Origin of the sequence: Streptomyces sp. NPDC048659, assembly GCF_040650575.1 — a bacterium.
Taxonomy (GTDB): Bacteria; Actinomycetota; Actinomycetes; order Streptomycetales; family Streptomycetaceae; genus Streptomyces.
The window spans coordinates 1-18,886 of sequence record NZ_JBEZHM010000095.1; the positions used below are offsets into that span (position 1 = coordinate 1).

The following is an 18,886-nucleotide window of genomic DNA, read 5'->3' on the forward strand; positions in this document are numbered from 1 at the left end:
GGGCCGCCGGTGTTGCCGAGGTTGAAGGCGGCGGTGGTGGTGGCGCCGGCGAGGGTGGGGGCGGCGCCGGCGACGTTGAACATGCGGGCGTTGAGGGCGGGCGCGGTGTAGAAGCAGGAGACGCCGAGGAGGAAGGTCAGCACGATCGTGGCGACGGGGCTGGTGGCGAGGAGCGCGAGGGCGGCGAGGAAGACGGTGGAGGCGGTGACGCCGCTGAGCAGCACGCCGAAGAGGTGGGCGTCGGCGACGCGCCCGCCGATGTAGGTGCCGACGAGGGCGCCGATGCCGAAGAGGGCGAGGACGCCGGAGACCCAGCCCTCGTCGAGCCCGGAGACGTCGGTGAGGAGCGGGGCCAGGTAGGAGAAGGCGCAGAAGACGCCGCCGGCGGCGAGGGCGGTGAGCAGCACGGAGAGCAGGACCTGCCGGTCGCGGTAGATGGCGAGCTCGGCGCGCAGCCGGGGCTTCTCGGTGGGGCGCGGGATGTGCGGGATCTTGAGGAGTACGCCGACGAGGGCGATGGCGGAGGCGGCGCCGACGGCCCAGAACGCGGAGCGCCAGCCGAGGTGTTCGCCGAGGAAGGCGCCGGCGGGGACGCCGAGGACGTTGGCTATGGAGAGCCCGCCGATCATGACGGCCATGGCCCGCGCGCGGGACCCGACGGGCACCATGGCGATGGCGACGGCGGCGCCCAGGGCCCAGAACCCGGCGCAGGCGAGCGCGCTGACGACGCGCGAGGCGAAGAGCACCGCGTAGTTCGGCGCGAGCGCCCCGGCGATCTGCCCGAGCCCGAAGAGGCTGATCAGCGCGGTGAGGGTGGCCTTGCGGGGCAGCCGCAGGGTGGCGACGGCGAGCAGCGGCGCGCCGACGACCATGCCGACGGCGAAGGCGGAGATGAGCAGCCCCGCGGTGGGGATGGACACGTCCATGTCCTCGGCGATGGGCGGCAGCAGCCCGGACAGCATGAACTCGCTCGTACCGAGCGCGAAGACGGAGAGGCCGAGGATGTAGACGGCGAGGGGCATACGGGCGGACGCGTGACCGGCGGACACGTCGGCGGCGGGCTCGGACGGCGAAGAGGGCATGACACGCGCAACCGGCCGTTTGACCCTGTCATTCCTCCCACGGCGAACATCTCGCGATACGGGACGGGGGGACGGGACGGCGGGCGAGAAGGCCGGGGCCGGGGCGGAGGGCGCGCCGCGTGCGCCCGTCGCTCACCGTCGATTCCCGGCCAGGCGGGCGCCGCGCTCTTGACGGGCCTTCCCGGTAGGCGCCAGCGTGACGCGCAAGACCGTGCAAGTGGGCTGGTACGGGAGGGAATCATGGCATTGCGGTTCATCGCGAAGGATGACAAATCCGGAGTGAACGGATCTCCCACGGTGTTCGTGGACGAGGAGACCTCCGACCTGGTGTTCCAGGGCTGGAAGGTCGACGAGGCGACGTGGGCGGAGTGCCTCGCGCACGGCACGATCCCGGACCACGAGACCGTGGTGCGGATTCCGGCCAGGATGGTGCGGGCTATCAGGGAGGCGTGCGATGACGCAGAGCGTCGAGAGCTTCGGTGAGCTGCTGAAGGAGACGCGGCACTCGGCCGTTCACCTGGAGATGCGGGACTCCTACGCCGTGGCGGGCGAGGCGGATGACTTCGAGGCGTGGAAGCGCACCGGCGTGGCCGATACCGACCCGGCTTCTCCCTACTGGTCCCTGTGGGTCGACCTCGTCTCCGAGGCCGTCGGCCGGGGCGTCGTGATGCGCCGGGCCCGGGTCGTCTCGGAGCCGGTGTCGGACTACATCCGTTTCGAGCACGCCGGTACCGGGGTCGTCGTCGCGGCGGGCGAGGAGGTGCGCTGGCTCCCGCGGCGCCTCGCGTCGGACATCGCCCTGCCCGGGAACGACTTCTGGCTGTTCGACGGCCGACTCGCGCAGTTCAACGTGTTCAGCGGGGACAGCCGCTGGACACACACCGACTTCACCGAGGACCCCGCCGTCGTGAAGCTCTGCGCGTCCGCTTTCGAGTCGGTGTGGGAGCGCGGCACCCCGCACGGCCTGTACGCCGTCTGACGCCGTCCGGACGCCGGTTCATGTCCTCCTCGCCCTCCTCCAGCGCCCAGGCCGCCCGCGAGGCCGTCGCCGTGCGGCTGCGCGAGCTGATGGTGGAGGCGGGCCTGAAAGGTCACGAGCTTGCCGCCCGGTGCGGGTGGAACGCCGCCAAGACCTCCCGCATCGTCAATGCCAGGACGCAGCCTTCGGATGCCGACATCCGCGCCTGGTGCGCCGCGTGTGCCGCCGACGACCAGGCGGACGATCTCGTCGCCAGTGCCCGAGCCGTCGAGTCCATGTACGTGGAGTGGCGCAGGCTCCAGCGCAACGGGCTGCGCAGGGTGCAGGAGGACTTCCACGTGCTGCACCGACGATCGGCCCTCTGCCGGGTCTACGTGTCCAATGTGGTGCCCGGCTTCTTCCAGACCGCGCCGTACGCGACCGCCGTACTCGGCGCCGTCTCTCGCTTCTGGGACACTCCCGACGACGTGGCCGAGGCCGTCGCCTCCCGGGTCGCCCGCGGACGTCTCCTGTACGAGGGCCGCCACCGCTTCGCCGTCGTCATGGAGGAATGGGTCCTCCGCTCCCGGATCGGGGACGCGGAGACGATGGCGGGTCAGCTCCGGCACCTTCTCGCCGTCCTGCCGCTCGCCTCCGTTTCCCTCGGCGTCATCCCGGCCGAGGCGCCGCGCGCCCTCTGGCCGATGGAGGCTTTCTACCTTTACGACGACCGGCGCGCCGTCGTGGAGACGCTGACGGCGGAGGTCAACGTGACGCAGCCTCGTGAAATCGCCGACTACGCGCGCGCGTTCGCCGGACTGTCACGGATGGCCGTCTACGGCGAGGGGGCGAGGGCGCGGATCACCGAGGCGCTGGAGGCCCTCGGGTGAATCCGTGCAAGACGGTGCAAGTTCGTTGAGGCGGTGCTGCGGTCCTCCCTAGCGTGACGGATGCCGACGGGGATGTCGGCCGGGCCGCTCGGGCACCGGCCCGCGCCCCGACAGGCACCGTCGAGAGGAGTACCACCGTGGAGACCACATCCGTCGAGCTGCGCGAGCTCGGCCGCTTCCTGGACGTCGCCGGACAGCGGTTCCGGCGTGGAGAGGTGCCGTCCGAGATGTTCTCGGGCGCCGTGGACGCCCTCTGGCACCGGATGCTCGGCACGGCCGGGTACCGGGCGTTCAGCGCCGGTCACGCCGGGACCGTCCTCGGGCATCGGGAGAGCAAGGGGGCCGGGCCCGTCGACTGGGTCGCCGCGTACGAGGAGGCGTACGGGCCCCTGCACGAGCTCTGGTTCACCGACGAGAAGGGCGCCCTGGACGTGGCCGGGCTCGCCCGCTACCGGGAGACCGGGAGGGTGGTGGCCGAGTGGGACTGCGTCCCCACCACCGGGGACGGCGACGACGCCGTGCCCGGTGGCCGGTGACTCCCGGAGCCGCCGCCGGAGCGCACCGGAAGACCGGCGGTGCGCTCCGGCTCGTCGAGGCGAGCAGTGGCGCGCCCCGGTCGGTCGACATCTCCTCGTACGTACGGGAGATGCGCGCGCACTGCCCCTACCTCGGCGCCTCCCTGCGGCGCGGCCTCACCACCTGGACCGTCTACCGCGCCGACGGCGGTCCGGACGCCGCCGAGGCGGAGCTGTTCCATGCGGGGGCCCGGGCGGCCGAGTGGCTGAGGCCGCTGGTCCGTCGGCCCCACGGGTGGCTGCGCTGCGAGAACCTCGTGGTGCTCGGCGGTCACCCTGACCTGCTGGTGTGGCCGCACTGGGTCCTCAAGAACCTGTACGGCCCGGTCGGGATCATGTTCGGCAGGTTCGCCGCCGGGGCGGCCGAGTTCACCCGGTGCGGTGCGCGCGTCCCGGCGGCCCCCGTCTCGTTCCTCCCGGTGCGGCCCGCCGTCCGGCGGCGCGACCCGGCCCTCCTCCGGACGACGCCCGGCCTCGCCGCCGCGGTGGCCGTCGCCGAGGACGACGGGCGCGACGTCTTCGCGCACCTCCCTCATGAGTGGACGGAGATCCGTACGTGGACGAGACGCTTCCTCCCCCCGGTCCAGCCGCCGCCTTCCTGCGGGCCCGTCTCGGGGAGCCTCTGACGGCCTGCCTCGTGAGCGACCGGCGCGGCTCGCGCGCCTGGCGGGTCCAAGGGGCCGCCGGATCGGTCGCGTTGAAGGCGAATCGGCCGGGCGACGAGACCGCGGGCCGTGACAAGGCCGCCGAAGTGGCTCAAGAGGACGTCCATCTCGTGCGCCTCGCCGAGGCTGGCGCGCTCGACCCGGCGTACCGGGTCGGCGCCGGCGCCTGGGACGGCGGCCGGTGGCTCGCGGTGCGGTGGGTGGACGGCACGCCGGTGTGGCACGCGTTCGCCCCGGCCCGGGCCCGGCGGAGCGACGGCGAGGGCGACGGCGAGGGTGCGAGCGAGGGCGAGCGGCGACGGCTCCTCGGCATCGCGCGCACCTGGGCCGGAGGACTGGCCCGGCTGCACGCCGCCGGGTGGGCCCACGCCGACGTCCAGCCGACCAACACGCTCGTCACGCCCGACGGGCACGCCGTCCTCATCGACTACGCCCTCGCCTGCGGTCCCGGCGACGGCCCCCGTCTCCCCTACCGGGGCGCGCTCACCCACACCACCGCGCCCGAGGTCGCCGACGCCCTGCTGGCCACCCCGGCCGACGCGCACGTCCCGGTCGGCCCGGCCGCCGACGTGTGGGGGCTGGGCGCCTCGCTCTTCTGGTGCTGGACGGGACACCGCCCCGTCGCCTACGAGGACGGCGCCGGCCGGGGCGAGAAGCTCGGGGCGATCGCCGCCGGCGGAACCGTCCGGCTGCCGGACGTCCGGCCCTGGCCGTTCCCGGAGTTCGAGGACGTGGTCACCGCCTGCCTCGCGCCGGTGCCGGGGGACCGCCCCACGGCCGCCGCCCTCGCCGACAGGCTCGCGCGGTGATCCGGCTCCGGGGCCTCGTGTCCGACGACGCTCCGGCCGTCCGGCGGGTCTACAGCGGGGCCGCCGTGTCCTTCCTCGGCCGCCCCGCGATGACGGACCGGGAGGCGGTCGCGTACGTCCTGCGGGCGGCCCGGCGGGAGGTCTACGGCGTGGACGACGACGGGGACCTGGTCGGACTGGTCAAGCTCGACCGCCGCCCCGGGGCCCACGGCAGGCTGAGCTACGTCGTCCGCGAGGACCGCTGGGGGCGCGGTTACGCGACCGAGGCCGTGCGGAGGCTCGTGTCCCTCGCCTTCGGCACCGCCGGGCTCGTCTCCCTCGGCGCCGGGCACCATCCCGGCAACCCGGCCTCCGGCCGCGTCCTGGCGAAGGCCGGATTCACCCGGCTCGGGCCGCGGGACGGGGTGGTCGAGTACCACCTGGCCGCGAGGCCCCGTCCGGCCGCGAGTCCCCGAGCCGCCCCGGGGACCGCCGTCAGCCCCGCTCGGGCCCCCGCAGCTCCGCCACCTCCCGTTCCAGATTGACCCGCGCTCGCTCCTCCCAAGCCGCCGCCCCGTAAGGGGTGCGGTAGAGGCGGGGGAGGGCCAGGAGGTGGGTGAGGATGGTGGTGCGGCCTTCGCGGAAGGCGGGGTCCGGGACGAAGGCGTACTCCTCGCGGACCGCGCGCGTATACCCCGTATAGGTATCCGGGTCGCTCGCCAGGATCGCCAGGTCCGCGTCGCACAGGGTCTCGCCGTTGAGGTCGCCCGGGGCCGGGTCGTGGGTGACGGTGAGGCGGACCAAGCGGGCCACCTCGGCGACCTCGTGGGGGGTCAGGCCCGCTTCGGTGAGGGCTCTTTCGGCCAGGTGGGCCGAGCGTTCCTCGTTCTCCGAGCGGTCCGGGCGGTAGACCGCGTCGTGGAACCAGGCGGCTAGTCGTACGAGCTCCAACTCGCCGCCCTCGCCGCCCTGATCGGCCAGTTCGTCGATGCGGTCGAGGACCGCCCGCAGGTGCGCGACGGTGTGGTACCTGCGCTGCGGCTCGGCCCAGCGGGACAGCAGGTTCCGGCCGTACGGCAGGGGGTCCGGGCCCTCGCGGCCCGCCCGCGCGGCGAGCAGGGTCGAGGTCCAGCGGCGGAGCAGTTCGCGCTCCGGTTCGGTCTCCTGATCCGTGGTCATGGGGGCATTGTGCCGTGCGGGGAGCGGCTTCCAGAGGTGGAGGCTTGCGCTCCCTTTCACGCTCCGAGCCGCCTTCATCTCTCTCTTACATACCCCCCATGGGTATGCTACGGTGCAGCACGCAGGTACCCCCCAGGGGTATGCAACCGCGAGCGAAGGGTCAGGGCAATGTCAACCGTCAATCCCCGGCGCTGGTGGGCACTTGTCGTGCTCGCCGCCGCACAGTTCATGGTCATCATGGACACCTCGATCATCGGGGTGGCGCTCCCCGAGATGCAGAAGGACCTGGGCTTCTCCCAGGGCGAGCTCCAGTGGGTGTTCAACGCCTACGTGATCGTCTTCGGCGGTCTGCTGCTGCTCGGCGGCCGGCTCTCCGACCTCATCGGCGCCCGCAAGATCTTCGTCACCGGCTGGGTCGTCATGATCGCCGGTTCGGTCCTCGCCGCGGTCGCGCAGACCGCCTGGGTCGAGATCCTCGGCCGCGCCGTCCAGGGCGTCGGCGGCGCGCTCATCGCGCCCTCCGCGATGACGCTGCTCATGATGCTCTTCATGCACGACCCGAGGGAGCTCGGCAAGGCGATGGCGCTCTACGGCGCCGCGGCCCCCGCCGGCGGTACCGCGGGTGTCTTCCTCGGCGGCGTCTTCACCGAGTGGGCCGCCTGGCAGTGGTGCTTCATCATCTACGTGCCGATCGGTCTCGCGACCCTCGCCGCCACCAAGATCCTCCCGAACGTCGAGTCCCGCCGCGGCTCCGTCGACGTCCTCGGCGCCGTCGCCGTCACCGCCGGTCTCGCGCTCGCCGTCTTCGCGGTCGTCCGCGCCCCCGAGGTCGGCTGGGGCTCCACCGGCACGATCCTCCAGCTGGCCGGCGCCGTCGTCCTGCTGATCCTGTTCTTCGTGATCCAGAAGGCCATCCGCGAGCCGCTCATGCCGCTCAGCGTGTGGCGGGTGCCCCGCCTCGGCTCGGCCAACCTGGCCATGACGCTGCTCGGCGCCGCGTGGATCCCGATGTGGTACTTCCTCAACCTCTACCTCCAGCAGGTCCTCGGCTACGGCGCCTTCGCCTCCGGTGCCGCGCTGCTCCCGATGACCGTGCTCCTAATGATCTTCATGACGGCCATCACCGCGAAGCTGATGGCGAAGTTCGGGGCCAAGCCGCTCATCGGCATCGGCCTGCTGGTCCTCGCCGCCGGTCTGGTCTGGCTTGCCGCCGTCGAGCCCACCGGCACCTTCCTGATCGACGTCCTGCCCGCCTCGCTGGTCGCCGCGCTCGGCATGTCGCTGGCCTACATCCCGGCGATGATCGCCGCGATGTCCGGCGCCCCGCAGGAGCAGGCCGGTCTCGCCTCCGGCATCGTCAACACCACGTACAACGTCGGTTCCGCGCTCGGCCTCGCCGCCCTCACCGCGGTCGCCATGTCGCAGGGCGCCGACCAGCTCGGCAACCTGCCCAAGCTGACCGAGGGCTTCTCCGCCGCCTTCATCGGCGCCGCGATCATCGCCGCGGTCGGCGGCGTGATCACCCTGCTCGTGATGAAGGGCGACAAGGCGCCGGCCGCCGAGGCCGCCGCCCCCGCGCAGAGCGGGGACAAGGTCTCCGCCTGACCCGCCCGGTCCAGCCCCCGAGGGGCCGCCCGGCGTCCGCTGCCACTGCTGCGACGGATGCCGGGCGGCCCCTTTTCCGTACCCGATTTTCCGTGCCCGAAGGGAAACAGCCGGAAATGGATCTGAACACCCGCGCCGTACACGTCGTCAATGAGCCATTCGATCACGGAAGTTGGCCGCTCTCCGTGCCGCTCGTGCAATCCTCCGCCTTCGCCTTCTCCTCCGCCGAGGAGCTCGCCGGGGCGATGGCCGGGCCCGACGGGCGGTACGTCTACAGCCGCCGCGGCAATCCGACCGTACGCGCCCTGGAGCAGACCCTCGCCGGGCTCGAAGGCGGCGCCGGGGCCATCGCCTTCGCCTCCGGGATGGGCGCGATCAGCGGCGTGCTGCTCGCCCTGCTCAAGCCCGGCGACCGGGTCGTCGCGCAGCGCTGCCTGTACGGCGGGACCTTCGCCGTCCTGTCCGACCTGTCCCGCCGGTACGGGATCGAGGTCGTGTACGTCTCCGGGGACGAGGTCGCCGAGCTGGAGGCGGCGGCCGTGCACCCGGCGACCCGGCTCCTGGTCCTGGAGACCATCGCCAACCCGACCGGCCAGGTCGCCGACCTGCCGGGGCTGCTCTCGGCGGCCCGCCGGCTCGGCGTGACCAGCGTCGTCGACAACTCGCTCGCCTCGCCCGCCCTCTGCCGCCCCCTCGAACTGGGCGCGGACATCGTGGTGCACTCCACCACCAAATACCTCTCCGGCCACTCCGACGTGCTGGGCGGCGCGGCCGTCTTCGCCGACGACGAGCTGCGCCGCAGGGTGTGGCCGCGCACGGTCGAACTGGGCGCCTGCGCCGACCCGTTCGCCGCCTGGCTGACCCTGCGCGGGATACCCACGCTGCCGCTGCGGATGCGCGAGCACTGCGCCAACGCCGCCGTCCTCGCCGAGCGCCTCGCGGCCCGCCCGGACGTGACCGCCGTGCACTACCCCTGGCTGGCCGGCCATCCCTCGTACCCGACCGCCCGCAAGGTGCTGTCCGGCGGCGGCGGGCTGCTCTCCTTCGAGCTGGCCGGCGGCCGGGAGGCGGGCCGGGCCTTCATCGAGGGCGTACGGGTCGCCAGGCTCGCGCTCTCGCTCGGCGGGGTGGAGAGCCTGGTCACCCATCCGGCCTCCACCTCCCACCGCGAACTGGACGAACGGGCCCTCGCGGCGGCCGGGATCGCGCCCGGTCTGGTGCGCATGTCGGTCGGCATCGAGGGGGTCGAGGACCTGTGGGGCGACATCGAGCGCGCACTGGCCGGCGGGGGCGGCGAAGAGCCCGGCGGATGGAGTCATTTGAGCCTTCTTTTGGGTTGACAAAATAAATGGTGAATTCGTAGATTGGACAGTGCCAAGGAACAAAGGAACGAACGACCAACTCCTAGGTCAAGGGGGGCGCGTGATGCGCTACTTCGAGGACTTCCGGCCCGGCGACGTCCACGTGCTGGGCACCGTCACCGTCACGGCGGAGGAGGTGCTGGAGTTCGGCAGGCGCTTCGACCCGCAGCCCTTCCACACGGACCCCGAGCTGGCCGCGGAATCGCAGTTCGGCGGCCTGATCGCCAGCGGCTTCCACACCCAGTCGATGTTCATGCGGCGCTACGTCGACGGCCTGCTCGCCTACAGCTTCTGTATGGGCTCGCCCGGCATCGACGAGGTGCGCTACCTGCGCCCCGTCCGCCCGGGCGACGTCCTCACGGCACGGGTGGAGGTCCTCGCCGTCACCCCGTCGCCCTTCAACCCCACCAGCGGCACCGTCAAGCCGCGCTGCACGCTGGTGGCCGCCGACGGGACGGCCGTGTTCAGCATGATCCTGCACAGCATCTTCCGGCGCCGCCCCGCCGGGACCGAGGTCGGACATCTGTCGTCGATGCCCGCGGCCCAGGACCCGGTGGGCTGCTGCGCCCGCCCGCGCACGCACGCGCGCGCCGAGGAGACCGCTCCCGCAGTGGCCATGAGCGCCTGACCCGAACAGGTGCGCCACTGAGCACGGCCGTCCGTACATCCGCAATCCGACGTAAAGGGGGACCTCCTGTGGAGGCCGTATCCCGCACCGCCCAGTGGACCGCCGCGGCGCGCGCCCTGGAGACCGAGCGCGAGGACCGGCTGTTCGCCGATCCGTACGCGCGCACCGTCGCCGACCAGATCGGCTTCGAACTGCTCAAGCGCTACGACGGGGGCGGCATCGTGCCGTTCCTCGCCATCCGCACCACCTACCTGGACCGCGCCATCGTCGCGGCGGTGCAGGAGCGCGGCATCCGCCAGGTGGTCTTCCTCGCCGCCGGCATGGACACCCGGTTCTTCCGGCTGCCCTGGCCCGACGGCGTCACCGTCTACGAGCTCGACCGGCCGGCCCTCCTGGAGGCCAAGGCCGAGATGCTGAAGGACGAGCCGCAGCCGGCCGGCCGCACCCGCGTGCCGATCCCGGTCGACCTCACCCAGGACTGGACCGGCCCCCTCAAGGAGGCGGGATGGAAGAGCGACGAGCCCGTCCTGTGGGTGGTCGAGGGCCTGCTGTTCTTCCTGCCGGAGGAGGCCGTCCGGACCCTCATCTCGACGCTGTCCGCGCACGCGGCGCCCGGCTCCGTGCTGCTCGGCGACGTCATCTCCAGGGCCGCCCTGGAGAACCCGCTGGCCCGCACCTTCATGAACGCCCTGAAGGAGGACGGCAACCCCTGGCTCTTCGGCACCGAGGAGCCCGAGGCGCTGCTCGACGCATGCGGCTGGGCCGTGCGCGAGGTCAAGCAGCCGGGTGAGCCCGGCGCCGACTTCGACCGCTGGCCCTACCCGGTCCCGGCCCGCGCCGTGCCCCGGGTGCCCCGCTCCTTCCTCTTCACCTGCGACCTGCCCGGATTCGAGAAGGAGGCCGCCGCATGAGCGCCCACGACTTCCACCAGAGAGTCATCAGCGACGCCGGCGCGGCCGTCCGCGGCCTCACCGTCGCCATCGGCGAGCGGCTCGGGCTGTACAAGGCGCTCGCCGAGCACGGCCCGCTGACCGCCGCCGAGCTCGCCGGGAAGACCGCCACCGACGAGCGGTACATCGAGGAGTGGCTGCACGCCCAGCTCTCCGCCGGGTACGTCGAGCGGCACCCGAGCTCGCTCACGTACACGCTCCCCGCCGACCACGTCCAGGTGCTCGCCGACCCCACCGCCGTCACCTTCGCCGCCGGCTTCTTCACCGCCCTCAAGGCCCTGTACGCCACCGAGGACCTGCTGGTCGAGGCGTACAAGTCGGGTGACGGCGTCGGCTGGGCCGAGCACGACGCGGCCCTCGACACCGGCATGGGCTCCTTCTTCCAGCCGACCTACGAGCACAAGCTCGTCCCGGACTGGCTGCCCGCCCTGCACGAGGTCACCGGCAAGCTCGACAACGGCGGCACCGTCGTCGACGTCGGCTGCGGCGTCGGCCACACCACCCTCCTCATCGCCAAGGCGTTCCCCAACGCCACCGTGCACGGCTTCGACTACTCGGAGGAGGCCATCAGCATCGCGCGGCAGCTCGCCGAGGAGGCCGGCCTGTCCGACCGGGTCGTCTTCGAGGTCGCCTCCGCCGACGACTACCCCGGCACCGGCTACGACCTGGTCTGCTTCTTCAACGCCCTGCACGACATGGGCGACCCGGTCGCCGCCGCCGCGCACGTCCTGGGCTCGCTGGACGCGGACGGCACCTGGATGCTCGTCGAGTCGAACGTCTCGCCCGCCGACATCGACACCCAGACCCCGGCGGCCCGCATGTTCATGGCGCTGTCCGCCGTGATGTGCCTGCCCGTCGCCGTCGCCCAGCGCGGCCCGCACGCGCTCGGCAACCACTCCGGCGAGAAGGCGTTCCGCGCCATCGCCGAGGAGGCCGGCTTCACCCGCTGGCGCCGCGCCACCGAGACCCCGGTCAACGCGGTCTACGAGGTCCGGCCCTGACCCGGTCCGCGCGGCCCGCACAAGTCCGGCCCTGAGGCTCCCCGGGTCCCGTCCGGCCCCGAGCCCCACCGCCCCACGAGTCCCGAGGAGTCACACCATGGGCGTCACCGCCCCGCTGCCCGTCACCGACCGGTTCATGGAGGTCCTCGCCCGCCTGAGCGAGCGTTCCGTCGAGGACTACTACAACCCCTACCAGACCTTCCAGTGGCCCGAGACGCTGGAGGAGAACCGGTACTGGATGACGCCGGAGCTGCTCACCGTCTACGGCACCGAGCACTTCGACACCCTCGGTGAGGAAACGCTTCAGCGCCTCTCGAAGTGGGAGTCCATCAACTTCTACAGCCTCAACGTGCACGGTATCCGCGAGCTCCTCATCGAGGTCGTCGGCCGGATCCACATGCCGGGCTTCGAGGTCCCCTCGGACTTCTTCCACCACTTCATCGGCGAGGAGAACGAACACATGTGGTTCTTCTCCGAGTTCTGCCGCCGCTACGGCAACAAGATCTACGGCTCCACCGGGATGCGCGCCGACGCCGCCTGGGAGCCCGAGGTCGAGAACTTCCTGGTCTTCACCCGCATCCTGTTCTTCGAGGAGCTGGTCGACCACTACAACTCCCGGATGGCCAAGGACGCGGCCCTGTGCCACACCATCCGCGAGGTCAACCGCATCCACCACCAGGACGAGTCCCGGCACATCGCCTTCGGCCGCGAGCTGGTCTCGCTGCTCTTCCAGCGCATGTGCCAGGCCGTGAGCGCCGAGCGCGTCCGGGAGGTGGAGGCGTACCTCAAGCGGTACGTCGTCTACAGCATCAACTCGCTCTACAACCCCCACGTGTACCGGGACGCCGGCATCCCCGACCCGCTCGCGCTGCGCAACTCCCTCGTCGCCGACGAGAGCCGCCGCGCCCACGAGCGCAAGTCGGTCCGCAAGCCGCTGTCCTTCTTCCTGAAGACCGGGATCTTCACCGACGACACGCTGCCCGTCGTCTGAACCCGCCCAGGAGACCTCCCCGGACGCCGGCGCTCCCCGGAGCCCCGGCCCCTCCCGGAGATCTCCCACCCGAGAGGTGACGAGACCATGACCTTGACGAGCCCCGAGACCGTCGGGGAGACCAGGGGCCTGCCCACCATGGGCCCCGAGGGGACCCGCCTGCTGCGGCTCCTCGACGACACCTTCGAAGGCTGGGGGGTGGCCGCGGGCGCCAGCCCGATGACCATGCCCCCGCTGCTGCCGGCCGCCGACCTGGCCCGGCTCGACTACTACGACAACTTCCCCCACCAGGCCGTCGTCGCGACCTCGCTCGACCTGGAGCGACGCGCGACCCAACCGTTCTCCGCCGACACCGGCCGCTTTCCGACCGCCGCGCTCGAACAGGCCGCGCTCGGACTGCCCTCGGCGTCCTGCTACGCCGTCTACCTGACGCACCAGGGCCACCGGGTCGCCGACGACACCCTCGTCACGATCTGCTCCTGGTGCTTCCGCAAGGAGACGCACTACGAGGGGATGCGGCGCCAGCTCGGCTTCCGCATGAGGGAGATCGTGGCGATCGGCGCGCAGGAGCACGCCGAGCACCACCTCGCCGACTTCACCGCCCGGATCCACGCCTTCGCCGCGGCGCTCGACCTGCCGCTGCGCAAGGAGGCCGCCTGCGACCCCTTCTTCGACAAGGGCAGCTCCAAGGCGGTGCTCCAGCGGCTCACGCCGGTGAAGTACGAGTTCCTGTACGAGGACCTGGCGATCGCCTCGGTCAACACGCACCGGAACTTCTTCGGTGACCGCTGCGACATCACCCTGGAGTCGACCGGCGGGCCCGCCTTCACCAGCTGCGTGGCCTTCGGGCTGGAGCGCTGGCTGTCGGCGCTGACCCGGCGGCACGGCGACTGGGAGGCCGCCACGCAGGCGGTGCTCGACGCGAACGCCCGCCTCCGGGCCGATGCGAGTCTCGCGGCCGGGCCGGTGATCTGACGTGCCGGCCCGTCCCGTGGCCCCGCCGGCGGGCGGCCTGGGCTGGGCGAACCTCGGCATGGACATCGTGTCCGTCAACCGTGTCCGCAGGCTTCTCGCGCAGTACGGCGAGAAGTTCTTCGAGCGGATGCTCACCCCCGGTGAACTCGACGACTGCCGCACCTCCGGCGGGCTCGACGTGCTGAGCCTGTGCGGGCGGATCGCGGCCAAGGAAGCGGCGTTCAAGACCTTACGGGTCCGCGGCAGGTTCCTGCCGTGGCCGGACATCGTCGTCCGCCGCTCCGAGGGCGGCTGGCCGCTCGTGGAGCTGCACGGGCCCGCGGCCGACATGGCCGCCGAGTCGGGCATCTCCGAGATCACGGTGTCCATCAGCCACGACGTGGACTACGCGGTCGCGGTCGCCGCGCCGATCATCGCCCCCACCCCCTCCGCCCCCACCCCCCTTCAAAGCAGCAGCAGTAGCTAAAAGGAGAGCAATCATGGCCGACGGCCTGCAGACGGTGAAGAGCTGGATCCTGGAGCGTCACCCGGAGCGCGACGACATCGCGTCCGACCTCGACCTGATCGAGAACCGGCTCATCGACTCGCTGTCCTTCGTCGAGTTCGTCTTCCTGCTGGAGCAGGAGAGCGGCACCGCCATCCAGATGGAGACCCTGGAGGTCGACTCCATCCGCACCCTCGGTGCCATCGAGCAGCACTTCTTCAAGACCCCGGCGGAGGCCCAGGCATGAGCCGCCGCCTGTTCACCTCGGAGTCCGTGACCGAGGGACACCCCGACAAGATCGCCGACCGGATCAGCGACACCATCCTGGACGCCCTGCTCGCGCAGGACCCGTCCTCCCGCGTGGCGGTCGAGACCCTGATCACCACCGGCCAGGTCCACATCGCCGGCGAGGTCACCACCGGGGCATACGCGCCGATCGCGCAGCTCGTCCGGGACGCCGTCCTCGACATCGGCTACGACTCCTCCGCGAAGGGCTTCGACGGCGCCTCCTGCGGCGTGTCGGTGTCCATCGGCGCCCAGTCGCCGGACATCGCGCAGGGCGTCGACACCGCCCACGAAGCCCGCGTCGAGGGCGACGAGGACGAGCTGGCGGCCCAGGGCGCCGGCGACCAGGGCCTCATGTTCGGCTACGCCTGCGACGACACCGCCGAGCTGATGCCGCTGCCGATCGCGCTGGCCCACCGCCTGTCGCGCCGGCTGACCGAGGTCCGCAAGAACGGCACCGTGCCCTACCTGCGGCCCGACGGGAAGACCCAGGTCACCATCGAGTACGACGGCGACAAGCCGGTCCGCCTCGACACGGTCGTCGTCTCCTCGCAGCACGCCGCCGACATCTCCGTCGAGGGCCTGCTCACCCCGGACGTGCGCGAATACGTCGTGGAGCACGTCCTCAAGGAGCTCGTCGAGGAAGGTGTCACGCTGGAGTCCGACGGCTACCGGCTCCTGGTCAACCCGACCGGGCGCTTCGAGGTCGGCGGCCCGATGGGCGACGCCGGTCTCACCGGCCGGAAGATCATCATCGACACGTACGGCGGCATGGCCCGGCACGGCGGCGGCGCCTTCTCCGGCAAGGACCCGTCGAAGGTGGACCGCTCGGCCGCCTACGCGATGCGCTGGGTGGCGAAGAACATCGTCGCCGCCGGGCTCGCCCGCCGCGCCGAGGTGCAGGTCGCGTACGCGATCGGCAAGGCCGAGCCGGTCGGTCTCTTCGTCGAGACCTTCGGCACCGGGACCCTGCCGGACGAGCGCATCCAGGAAGCCGTCTCCGAGGTCTTCGACCTGCGGCCGGCCGCGATCATCCGCGACCTGGACCTGAAGCGGCCCATCTACGCGGCCACCGCCGCGTACGGGCACTTCGGCCGGGAGCTGCCGGAGTTCACCTGGGAGCGCACCGACCGGGTCGACGCGCTCAAGAAGGCCGCGGGGATCTGAGGGGAGCTGTCATGCGTATCGCTGTCACCGGATCCATCGCGACCGACCATCTGATGACCTTCCCCGGCTGGTTCAGCGAGCAGCTGCTCGCCGACCGGCTCGACCGGGTCTCCCTGTCGTTCCTCGCCGACAACCTGGAGGTCAGGCGCGGCGGAGTGGCAGCGAACATCGCCTTCGGGCTCGGCGTGCTCGGCCTGCGTCCCGTACTCGTGGGCGCGGTCGGGGCCGATTTCGAGCCGTACCGGATCTGGCTCAAGGACCATGGTGTGGACACCGACTCGGTGCGCGTCAGCGAGTCGCTCCACACCGCCCGGTTCGTCTGTACCACCGACCGGGCGCAGAACCAGATCGCCACCTTCTACGCCGGCGCGATGGCCGAGGCCCGCGAGATCGACCTGCGGGAGGTCCTCGCCCGGACCGGGCGCCTGGAGCTGGTCCTGGTCTCCCCGGACGACCCCGAGGCCATGCTCCGGCACGCCCGCACCTGCCGCGAGCTGGGGGTCCCCTTCGCCGCCGACCCCTCGCAGCAGCTCGCGCGGCTCGACGGCGGCCAGGTGCGGGAGCTGGTGGACGGGGCGAGGTTCCTGTTCACCAACGAGTACGAGAGCGCCCTGCTGCACGAGAAGACCGGCTGGTCCGAGGCGGACGTGCTGCGCCGCGTCGGCGCCTGGATCACCACCCACGGCGAGGCCGGGGTGCGGATCCGCGGCGAGGGCCGGGAGTCGCTGGCGGTGCCGGCGGTGCCGGTGGCCGGGGTGGTGGACCCGACGGGTGTCGGCGACGCCTTCCGGGCCGGTTTCCTCGCCGGGACGCTGTGGGGCGTGCCCGAGCGGTGCGCGGCGCAGCTGGGCTGCGCGGTCGCCGCGACCGTCCTCGACTACGTGGGGACGCAGGAGTACCGGCTGCACCGGGATCCGCTGCTGGACCGGATCAGGACGACGTACGGAGTGGGCTGCACGGCCTCGCTCCTCACCCACCTGAGGGGACTGTCATGAGGGGGCTGACATGAGTACCGGAAGACGTTCCCTGCGGGAGGAGTTCGCCACCCGGGTCGTGGTGGCCGACGGGGCGATGGGCACCATGCTCCAGGCCGCCGATCCCTCGATGGACGACTTCCAGCAGCTCGAGGGCTGCAACGAGATCCTGAACCTCACCCGGCCCGACATCGTGGCCTCCGTGCACGACGCCTACTTCTCGGTCGGCGTGGACTGCGTGGAGACCAACACCTTCGGCGCCAACCTGTCCGCGCTGGCCGAGTACGGCATCGAGGACCGGGTGTACGAGCTGTCCGAGGCGGGCGCCCGGATCGCCCGCAACACGGCCGACGCGCACACTGCGGCCGACGGGCGGCCCCGCTGGGTGCTGGGCTCCATGGGCCCCGGCACCAAGCTGCCGACCCTCGGGCACATCACCTACGAGCCGCTGCGGGACGCCTTCCGGCAGAACGCCGAGGGCCTGATCCGGGGCGGCGCGGACGCCCTGCTGATCGAGACCTCGCAGGACCTGCTCCAGACGAAGGCGGCCGTCATCGGCGCCCGCCAGGCGCTGGACTGGTGCGGGCTCGACCTGCCGCTGATCGTGCAGGTGACCGTCGAGACGACGGGCACGATGCTGCTGGGCTCCGAGATCGGGGCGGCGCTGACCGCCCTGGAGCCGCTCGGCATCGACATGATCGGCCTCAACTGCGCGACCGGTCCCGCCGAGATGGCCGAGCACCTGCGGCACCTGTCCCGGCACGCCCGGATCCCGATCTCCGTCATGCCCAACGCGGGCCTGCCGGTGCTCACCTCGGACGGCGCCCACTACCCCCTGACACCGTCCGAACTCGCGGACGCCCAGGAGGCGTTCGTACGGGACTACGGGCCGGCCCTGGTCGGCGGCTGCTGCGGCACCACCCCCGAGCACCTGCGGGAGATCGTGGAGCGGGTGCGGGGCGCGGCGGTGAAGCAGCGGACGCCGGTGGCCGAGCCGGGCGCGTCCTCCCTGTACAGCCATGTGCCGTTCCGCCAGGACACCTCGTACCTGGCGATCGGGGAGCGGACGAACGCCAACGGGTCGAAGCAGTTCCGCGAGGCGATGCTGGAGGCCCGCTGGGACGACTGCGTGGAGATGGCGCGGGACCAGATCCGCGAGGGCGCGCACATGCTGGACCTGTGCGTGGACTACGTGGGCCGCGACGGCGCCTCCGACATGGCGGAGCTCGCCGGCCGCTTCGCGACCGCCTCCACGCTGCCGATCGTGCTGGACTCGACCGAGGTCCCGGTGCTGCGGGCGGGCCTGGAGAAGCTGGGCGGGCGCGCGGTCATCAACTCGGTCAACTACGAGGACGGTGACGGGCCCGAGTCGCGGTTCGCGCAGGTCACGACATTGGCGCGGGAGCACGGGGCGGCGCTGATGGCGCTGACCATCGACGAGCAGGGCCAGGCGCGGACGGTCGAGCACAAGGTGGCGATCGCCGAGCGGCTGATCGCGGACCTGACGGAGAACTGGGGGATCAGGGAGTCGGACATCCTGATCGACACCCTCACCTTCACCATCTGCACCGGTCAGGAGGAGTCCCGCAAGGACGGCATCGCCACCATCGAGGCGATCCGCGAGCTGAAGCGGCTGCACCCGGACGTCCAGACGACCCTGGGCCTGTCCAACATCTCGTTCGGCCTGAACCCGGCCGCGCGGCTGGTGCTGAACTCGGTCTTCCTGGACGAGTGCGTGAAGGCGGGCCTGGACTCGGCGATCGTGCACGCGTCGAAGATCCTGCCGATCGCGCGGCTGGAGCCGGAGCAGGTGGAGGTGGCCCTCGACCTGATCTACGACCGGCGGCGGGAGGGCTACGACCCGCTCCAGCGGCTCCTGGAGCTCTTCGAGGGCGCCACGGCGAAGTCGCTGAAGGCCGGCAAGGCGGAGGAGCTGCTGGCGCTGCCGCTGGAGGAGCGCCTGAAGCGCCGGATCATCGACGGGGAGAAGAACGGCCTGGAGGCCGACCTGGACGCGGCGCTCGCGGAGCGCCCGGCCCTGGAGATCGTCAACGACGTGCTGCTCGACGGCATGAAGACGGTCGGCGAGCTGTTCGGCTCGGGCCAGATGCAGCTTCCGTTCGTGCTCCAGTCCGCCGAGGTCATGAAGATCGCGGTGGCCTATCTGGAGCCGCACATGGAGAAGTCGGACGCCGAGGGCAAGGGCACCATCGTCCTCGCGACCGTCCGCGGCGACGTCCACGACATCGGCAAGAACCTCGTCGACATCATCCTGTCCAACAACGGCTACAACGTCGTCAACATCGGCATCAAGCAGCCGGTCTCCGC

Annotated in this window: 21 protein-coding genes; 19 read left to right on the plus strand and 2 right to left on the minus strand. The window is 71.9% G+C overall.

The features are described 5' to 3' along the window. The coding region (locus AB0C99_RS37430; protein ID WP_362484653.1) for a Cmx/CmrA family chloramphenicol efflux MFS transporter at nt 1-1,022 on the minus strand (1,022 nt) is incomplete at its 3' end. Between the two features lie 300 nt (nt 1,023-1,322). Here AB0C99_RS37430 and AB0C99_RS37435 point away from each other — a divergent pair. The 7 genes from AB0C99_RS37435 (at nt 1,323) to AB0C99_RS37465 (ending at nt 5,503) form a co-directional block, all read left to right on the plus strand. Continuing rightward, nucleotides 1,323-1,565 (plus strand): hypothetical protein, encoded by a 243-nt coding sequence (locus AB0C99_RS37435; RefSeq protein WP_362484621.1) that lies wholly within the window; start codon nt 1,323-1,325, stop codon nt 1,563-1,565. Further along, complete coding sequence (locus AB0C99_RS37440; protein ID WP_362484623.1) at nt 1,537-2,061, plus strand: DUF6879 family protein; 525 nt, start codon at nt 1,537-1,539, stop codon at nt 2,059-2,061. The genes AB0C99_RS37435 and AB0C99_RS37440 overlap by 29 nt, the downstream gene beginning before the upstream one ends. 20 nt (nt 2,062-2,081) lie before the next feature. After that, entirely contained in the window at nt 2,082-2,930 is an 849-nt protein-coding gene (locus AB0C99_RS37445) for a helix-turn-helix transcriptional regulator (protein ID WP_362484625.1), read from the plus strand. A 137-nt stretch (nt 2,931-3,067) separates the two neighbouring features. Next, nucleotides 3,068-3,466 (plus strand): hypothetical protein, encoded by a 399-nt coding sequence (locus tag AB0C99_RS37450; protein WP_362484627.1) that lies wholly within the window; start codon nt 3,068-3,070, stop codon nt 3,464-3,466. After that, nucleotides 3,463-4,131 carry a hypothetical protein gene (locus AB0C99_RS37455; protein WP_362484628.1) on the plus strand — a complete coding sequence of 223 codons (669 nt, stop codon included), beginning with the start codon at nt 3,463-3,465 and terminating at the stop codon, nt 4,129-4,131. The genes AB0C99_RS37450 and AB0C99_RS37455 overlap by 4 nt, the downstream gene beginning before the upstream one ends. Before the next feature lie 11 nt (nt 4,132-4,142). Next, nucleotides 4,143-4,979, plus strand: coding sequence for a hypothetical protein (locus AB0C99_RS37460; protein WP_362484630.1), 837 nt, complete (start codon nt 4,143-4,145; stop codon nt 4,977-4,979). Then, complete coding sequence (locus AB0C99_RS37465; RefSeq protein WP_362484631.1) at nt 4,976-5,503, plus strand: GNAT family N-acetyltransferase; 528 nt, start codon at nt 4,976-4,978, stop codon at nt 5,501-5,503. The genes AB0C99_RS37460 and AB0C99_RS37465 overlap by 4 nt, the downstream gene beginning before the upstream one ends. Here the strand turns inward: AB0C99_RS37465 and AB0C99_RS37470 are convergent. Next, entirely contained in the window at nt 5,454-6,137 is a 684-nt protein-coding gene (locus AB0C99_RS37470; protein ID WP_362484633.1) for a hypothetical protein, read from the minus strand. The genes AB0C99_RS37465 and AB0C99_RS37470 overlap by 50 nt on opposite strands. 168 nt (nt 6,138-6,305) lie before the next feature. Here AB0C99_RS37470 and AB0C99_RS37475 point away from each other — a divergent pair, with 168 nt between their 5' ends. The 12 genes from AB0C99_RS37475 to metH all read left to right on the plus strand — a co-directional run. Continuing rightward, nucleotides 6,306-7,742: an MFS transporter gene (locus AB0C99_RS37475; protein ID WP_362484635.1), complete on the plus strand. Its 1,437-nt coding sequence runs from the start codon at nt 6,306-6,308 to the stop codon at nt 7,740-7,742. A gap of 116 nt (nt 7,743-7,858) precedes the next feature. Continuing rightward, complete coding sequence (locus AB0C99_RS37480; protein ID WP_362484637.1) at nt 7,859-9,082, plus strand: PLP-dependent aspartate aminotransferase family protein; 1,224 nt, start codon at nt 7,859-7,861, stop codon at nt 9,080-9,082. An 85-nt stretch (nt 9,083-9,167) separates the two neighbouring features. Further along, a complete protein-coding gene (locus tag AB0C99_RS37485) occupies nt 9,168-9,731 on the plus strand; it encodes a MaoC family dehydratase (RefSeq protein ID WP_362484654.1) in 564 nt (187 codons plus the stop codon). Between the two features lie 68 nt (nt 9,732-9,799). After that, a complete protein-coding gene (locus tag AB0C99_RS37490; RefSeq protein ID WP_362484639.1) occupies nt 9,800-10,642 on the plus strand; it encodes an SAM-dependent methyltransferase in 843 nt (280 codons plus the stop codon). Then, complete coding sequence (locus AB0C99_RS37495) at nt 10,639-11,682, plus strand: class I SAM-dependent methyltransferase (RefSeq protein WP_362484640.1); 1,044 nt, start codon at nt 10,639-10,641, stop codon at nt 11,680-11,682. Before AB0C99_RS37490 ends, AB0C99_RS37495 begins: the two co-directional genes overlap by 4 nt. A 97-nt stretch (nt 11,683-11,779) precedes the next feature. Continuing rightward, entirely contained in the window at nt 11,780-12,673 is an 894-nt protein-coding gene (locus AB0C99_RS37500; protein ID WP_362484642.1) for a diiron oxygenase, read from the plus strand. Nucleotides 12,674-12,760: 87 nt separating this feature from the next. After that, entirely contained in the window at nt 12,761-13,648 is an 888-nt protein-coding gene (locus AB0C99_RS37505) for a hypothetical protein (protein WP_362484644.1), read from the plus strand. A gap of 1 nt (nt 13,649) precedes the next feature. After that, nucleotides 13,650-14,114, plus strand: a complete 465-nt coding sequence (gene acpS / locus AB0C99_RS37510) for a holo-ACP synthase (RefSeq protein WP_362484646.1) — start codon at nt 13,650-13,652, stop codon at nt 14,112-14,114. A 13-nt stretch (nt 14,115-14,127) separates the two neighbouring features. Further along, a complete protein-coding gene (locus AB0C99_RS37515; RefSeq protein ID WP_329851384.1) occupies nt 14,128-14,379 on the plus strand; it encodes an acyl carrier protein in 252 nt (83 codons plus the stop codon). Next, nucleotides 14,376-15,584, plus strand: coding sequence for a methionine adenosyltransferase (gene metK / locus AB0C99_RS37520; RefSeq protein WP_362484648.1), 1,209 nt, complete (start codon nt 14,376-14,378; stop codon nt 15,582-15,584). Before AB0C99_RS37515 ends, metK begins: the two co-directional genes overlap by 4 nt. An 11-nt stretch (nt 15,585-15,595) precedes the next feature. Further along, nucleotides 15,596-16,579 carry a carbohydrate kinase family protein gene (locus AB0C99_RS37525; RefSeq protein WP_362484649.1) on the plus strand — a complete coding sequence of 328 codons (984 nt, stop codon included), beginning with the start codon at nt 15,596-15,598 and terminating at the stop codon, nt 16,577-16,579. 10 nt (nt 16,580-16,589) lie between these two features. Next, nucleotides 16,590-18,886: methionine synthase (gene metH, locus AB0C99_RS37530; RefSeq protein ID WP_362484651.1), on the plus strand; the 2,297-nt coding region annotated here is incomplete at its 3' end.

Coding starts and splice junctions, on each gene's coding strand:
- AB0C99_RS37435 (WP_362484621.1), top strand. CDS start 1,323: ATGGCATTGCGGTTCATCGCGAAGGATGACAAATCCGGAGTGAACGGA.
- metK (WP_362484648.1), top strand. CDS start 14,376: ATGAGCCGCCGCCTGTTCACCTCGGAGTCCGTGACCGAGGGACACCCC.
- AB0C99_RS37495 (WP_362484640.1), top strand. CDS start 10,639: ATGAGCGCCCACGACTTCCACCAGAGAGTCATCAGCGACGCCGGCGCG.
- AB0C99_RS37475 (WP_362484635.1), top strand. CDS start 6,306: ATGTCAACCGTCAATCCCCGGCGCTGGTGGGCACTTGTCGTGCTCGCC.
- AB0C99_RS37480 (WP_362484637.1), top strand. CDS start 7,859: ATGGATCTGAACACCCGCGCCGTACACGTCGTCAATGAGCCATTCGAT.
- AB0C99_RS37525 (WP_362484649.1), top strand. CDS start 15,596: ATGCGTATCGCTGTCACCGGATCCATCGCGACCGACCATCTGATGACC.
- AB0C99_RS37440 (WP_362484623.1), top strand. CDS start 1,537: ATGACGCAGAGCGTCGAGAGCTTCGGTGAGCTGCTGAAGGAGACGCGG.
- AB0C99_RS37485 (WP_362484654.1), top strand. CDS start 9,168: ATGCGCTACTTCGAGGACTTCCGGCCCGGCGACGTCCACGTGCTGGGC.
- AB0C99_RS37500 (WP_362484642.1), top strand. CDS start 11,780: ATGGGCGTCACCGCCCCGCTGCCCGTCACCGACCGGTTCATGGAGGTC.
- AB0C99_RS37470 (WP_362484633.1), bottom strand. CDS start 6,137: ATGACCACGGATCAGGAGACCGAACCGGAGCGCGAACTGCTCCGCCGC.
- AB0C99_RS37515 (WP_329851384.1), top strand. CDS start 14,128: ATGGCCGACGGCCTGCAGACGGTGAAGAGCTGGATCCTGGAGCGTCAC.
- AB0C99_RS37445 (WP_362484625.1), top strand. CDS start 2,082: ATGTCCTCCTCGCCCTCCTCCAGCGCCCAGGCCGCCCGCGAGGCCGTC.
- AB0C99_RS37505 (WP_362484644.1), top strand. CDS start 12,761: ATGACCTTGACGAGCCCCGAGACCGTCGGGGAGACCAGGGGCCTGCCC.